Below are 5082 nucleotides of genomic sequence, written 5' to 3' on the forward strand. Positions count from 1 at the left end.
GACGCGGGGGCCGCACCGTCGGACGGGCGCGAGCCGGCCTCGTCGCGGATCACGGGGATGACCGCGGTCTCGTCGGCACGTCCACCCGGACGCGGACGGCTCACGGCCGTCACGTCCTGGCGGCCCACGCCGGGGCCACGGCCGGCCTTCTGGTCGCTCATGCGTCATCCCCCTGGGGGTCGGTGGTCTGGTCGTCGGCCTCGGCCTGGTCCTCGACCGCGGCCTCGACCGCGCTCTCGGTGTTGCGGGCGATGGTCACGACTCGGTCGTCGCCCTTGAAGGTCACGAACTTGACCCCCATCGTGCCACGCCCGGTCGCCTTGACGCCCGACACGAGGCTGCGGGTGACCTGTCCCTTCTCGGTGACCGAGATGACGTCGTCGCTGTCGACCAGCACCAGGCCGCCGACGAGCACGCCGCGCCCCTCGCTGATCTGCATCGCCTTGATGCCGAGCCCGCCGCGTCCCTGCAGGCGGTACTCGCGCACCGGCGTCTTCTTGGCGAAGCCGCCGTCGGTGACGGTGAAGACGTACAGCTCGGGCTTGTCCTCGGCGTCCTCGTCCCCGGCGCGGATGACCGAGAGCGAGAGCAGCTCGTCGCCGTCGCGGAACTTCATGCCGGTGACGCCGGACGTCGCGCGGCCCATCGGGCGCAGCTGCTCGTCGTCGGCGCGGAAGCGGATCGCCTGGGCCTTGCGCGAGATCAGCAGGATGTCGTCGTCGGGACCGACGACGTCGGCGCCGATCAGCTCGTCGTCGTCCTCGCGGAAGTTGATCGCGATGACGCCGGCCTGGCGCGGGCTGTTGTAGTCGCTCAGGCGGGTCTTCTTGACCAGGCCCTTGCGGGTGGCGAGCACCAGGTAGGGCTGCGCGTCGTAGTCGCGGATCGCCAGCACCTGGGCGATCTCCTCGTCGGGCTGGAAGCTCAGCAGCCCGGCGACGTGCCCGCCCTTGGCGTCGCGACCGGCCTCGGGCAGGTGGTACGCCTTGGCCCGGTAGACCCGGCCCGCGGTGGTGAAGAACAGGATCCAGTGGTGGCTGGTCGTGGGGAACATGTGCTCCACCACGTCGTCGCCGCGCAGCGCCGCGCCGCGGACGCCCTTGCCGCCGCGGTTCTGCAGCCGGTACTGGTCGGTGCGGGTGCGCTTGGCGTACCCGCCCTTGGTGATGGTGACCACGACCTCCTCGTCGGGGATCAGGTCCTCCATCGACAGGTCGCCGGCGTCCGCGGTGATGATCGTGCGGCGGTCGTCGCCCCACTTCTCGGCGATCTCGGCCAGCTCGTCGCTGACGATCTGACGCTGGCGCTCGGGCCGGGCGAGGATGTCCTTGTAGTCGGCGATCTGACGCTCGAGCTCGGCGAGCTGGTCGACGATCTTCTGCCGCTCCAGCGCAGCCAGGCGGCGCAGCTGCATGTCGAGGATGGCGTTGGCCTGCAGCTCGTCGATGTCCAGCAGCGCGATGAGGCCACCGCGGGCCTCCTCGACGGTGGGGCTGCGGCGGATGAGCGCGATGACGTCGTCGAGCGCGTCCAGCGCCTTGGCCAGGCCGCGCAGGATGTGGGCCTGCTCCTCGGCCTTGCGCAGGCGGAACTCGGTGCGCCGGCGGATCACCTCGATCTGGTGCCGGATCCAGTGCGTGATGAACGCGTCGAGGGTCAGCGTGCGCGGCACGTCGTCGACGATCGCCAGCATGTTCGCGCTGAAGTTCGTCTGCAGCTCGGTGTGCTTGTAGAGGTTGTTCAGCACGACCCGGGCCACGGCGTCGCGGCGCAGCTCGATGACGATGCGGCGGCCGGCGCGGTCGCTGGACTCGTCGCGCAGGTCCGAGATGCCCTGCAGGCGTCCGCCGTTGACCAGGTCGGCGATCTTGCGCATGAGCGCGTCGGGGTTGACCTGGTAGGGCAGCTCGGTGACGACGAGCTGGAGCCGGCCCTTGGCGTCCTCCTCGATGTTCACCACCGCGCGCATCGTGACCGAGCCGCGGCCGGTGCGGTACATGTCCTCGATGCCGCGGGTGCCGACGATGAGGCCGTGGGTCGGGAAGTCCGGGCCCTTGACCCGCTCCATGAGCGCGGTCAGCAGCTCCTCGCGGCTGGCGTCGGGGTGGGCCAGCGCCCACTGCGCGCCGGCCGCGACCTCGCGCAGGTTGTGCGGCGGGATGTTGGTGGCCATGCCGACCGCGATGCCGGCGCTGCCGTTGACCAGCAGGTTGGGGATGCGCGAGGGCAGGACGGTGGGCTCCTGCGAGCGGCCGTCGTAGTTGGGCTTGAAGTCGACCGTCTCCTGGTCGATGTCGCGCACCATCTCCATGGCGATCGGCGCGAGCTTGCACTCGGTGTACCGCATGGCGGCGGCCGGGTCGTCGCCCGGCGAGCCGAAGTTGCCCTGGCCCAGGATCATCGGCGCGCGCATGACCCACGGCTGGGCCAGGCGCACGAGGGTGTCGTAGATCGCCGTGTCGCCGTGCGGGTGGTACTGACCCATGACGTCACCGACGATGCGGCTGCACTTGGAGAACCCGCGGTCGGGCCGGTAGCCGCCGTCGTACATCGCGTAGAGCACGCGCCGGTGGACCGGCTTGAGGCCGTCGCGCACGTCCGGCAGGGCGCGCGAGACGATCACGCTCATCGCGTAGTCGATGTACGAGCGCCGCATCTCGTCGGTCAGGCCGACGGGCTCGATCCGGTCGCCGTTGGTGGGGGTCTCGGTCACGGTTCAGGTGCTCCTGGGTGAAAGGAAGAGAAGTCGACGGACGCGGGCGTCAGATGTCGAGGAAGCGGACGTCCTTGGCGTTCTTCTGGATGAAGTCGCGACGCTGCTCGACGTCCTCGCCCATGAGGACCTGGAAGATCGTGTCGGCGTGGATCGCGTCCTCGAGGGTGACCTGGCGCAGGATGCGGGCGTCGGGGTCCATCGTGGTCTCCCACAGCTCGGAGGCGTTCATCTCGCCCAGACCCTTGAACCGCTGCACCGGCGCCTCCTTGGGCAGGCGGCGCCCGGCCTCCTCGCCGGCGGCCAGCAGCGCGTCGCGCTCGGCGTCGGAGTAGGCCAGCTCGTGGGCGTGGTTCGTCCACTTGATCTTGTACAGCGGCGGCTGCGCGAGGTAGACCTTGCCGGCCTCGATGAGGTCGTAGAAGTAGCGGAACAGCAGCGTCAGCAGCAGCGTGGTGATGTGCTGGCCGTCGACGTCGGCGTCGGCCATGAGGACGATCTTGTGGTAGCGCAGCTTGGCGATGTCGAAGTCCTCCTGGACCCCGGTGCCCAGCGCGCTGATGATCGCCTGGACCTCGGCGTTCTGCAGGATGCGGTCGATCCGCGCCTTCTCGACGTTGAGGATCTTGCCGCGCAGCGGCAGGATCGCCTGGGTGCGCGGGTCGCGGCCGTTCTTGGCCGAGCCGCCGGCCGAGTTGCCCTCGACGATGAAGATCTCGCACTCCTCGGGGTTGCGCGAGGAGCAGTCGGCGAGCTTGCCGGGCAGGCCGCCGCCGCCCAGGAAGCCCTTGCGGTTGCGGGCCAGCTCCTTGGCCTTGCGCGCGGCGAGCCGGGCGCTGGCGGCGTCCATCGACTTGCGGACGATGGTCTTGCCCTCGGCCGGGTTCTGCTCGAACCAGGCGCCGAGCTCGTCGTTGACGACCTGCTGCACGAAGCCCTTGGCCTCGGTGTTGCCCAGCTTCGTCTTGGTCTGGCCCTCGAACTGCGGCTCGGAGAGCTTGACCGAGATGATGGCGGTCAGGCCCTCGCGGATGTCGTCGCCGGTGAGCCGGTCCTCCTTCTTCTTGATCAGGTTCTGCGCCTCGGCGAAGCGGTTGACCGTGTTGGTCAGCGCCGCGCGGAAGCCCTCCTCGTGGGTGCCGCCCTCGTGGGTGTTGATCGTGTTGGCGAAGGTGTGGACGCTCTCGGTGTACGTCGCGTTCCACTGCATGGCCAGCTCCAGCGACAGGCCGTTGGCCTCGTCCTCGCGCTCGAGGCTGATGACGTCGCGCTGGATCGGCTCGCGGTTGCCGGAGTTGATGAAGTGGACGTAGTCGACCAGGCCGTTGTCGAAGCGGAAGGTGACCTCGCGCTCGGTGGCGGCCTCGTCGTCGTCGTCCTCGTCGGGGCGCTCGCGCTCGTCGCGCAGCGTGATCTCCAGCCCCTTGTTGAGGAAGGCCATCTCGCGGAAGCGGGTCTTGAGCGTGTCGTAGGAGTACTCGGTGGTCTCGAAGATGTCGCCGCTGGCGTAGAAGGTGTTCGTCGTGCCGGTCTCTTCGGTCTCCTCGTGACGCTCCAGCTCACCGTCGGGCACGCCGTACGTGAACGACTGGGTCCAGCGGTAGCCGTCGCGCTTGACCTCGATGAACAGCCGGGTGCTCAGCGCGTTGACCACCGAGACGCCGACGCCGTGCAGGCCGCCGGAGACCTTGTAGCCGCCGCCGCCGAACTTGCCGCCGGCGTGCAGCGAGGTGAGCACGAGCGTGACGGCCGGGATCTTCTCGGTCGGGTGGATGTCGACCGGGATGCCGCGGCCGTCGTCGACGACGCGGATGCCGCCGTCGGCCTGCATGACGACCTCGATCTTGGTGGCGTAGCCGGCGAGGGCCTCGTCGACGGAGTTGTCGACGACCTCGTAGACGAGGTGGTGCAGGCCGCGCTCACCGGTGGAGCCGATGTACATGCCCGGGCGCTTGCGCACGGCCTCCAGACCCTCCAGGACCTGGATGTTGCTGGCGTCGTACGTCTGGCCCTGTGAATCCGGAGTCTGCGTCACCAGTCCAGTGTACCGGCCTCCTACGGCCTCTGACGGTGAGCATCCCCACGCGACACGCGGTGGATCTGGTCCAGGAGGCCGGTGAGAGGCACGAGACGGCGGCTGGGAGCGACGAACGGGTCGCCGTCCAACCACCGGTACCGTCCGCCGGCCCCGGGAGCGTCCTGGACGCCGCCACGCCGTCCGGGCCTGGGACCGACCCGGCAGAGTAGGGGCCGTGACGACCCGGACCCGCCCGCTGCCCGCCGCGCTGACCCTCGTCGGCGCCGTCGTCGTGGCCGTGCTCGTCGTGCGCACGTCCTGCTGGACGCCGGCGCCAGCGCCGCGCACCAGG

General features: G+C 69.8%; 2 protein-coding genes. Both read right to left on the bottom strand.

The window, feature by feature from the left end; translation table 11 throughout:
• Positions 1-157 precede the first annotated feature (157 nt).
• Complete coding sequence (gyrA, locus tag AC2W7G_RS08900; RefSeq protein ID WP_485868116.1) at positions 158-2713, bottom strand: DNA gyrase subunit A; 2556 nt, start codon at positions 2711-2713, stop codon at positions 158-160.
• A gap of 49 nt (positions 2714-2762) precedes the next feature.
• Positions 2763-4748 carry a DNA topoisomerase (ATP-hydrolyzing) subunit B gene (gene gyrB / locus AC2W7G_RS08905; RefSeq protein ID WP_485868117.1) on the bottom strand — a complete coding sequence of 662 codons (1986 nt, stop codon included), beginning with the start codon at positions 4746-4748 and terminating at the stop codon, positions 2763-2765.
• Positions 4749-5082 lie beyond the last annotated feature (334 nt).

It is taken from the genome of Aeromicrobium sp. PFPM2_SD2, from assembly GCF_057364525.1.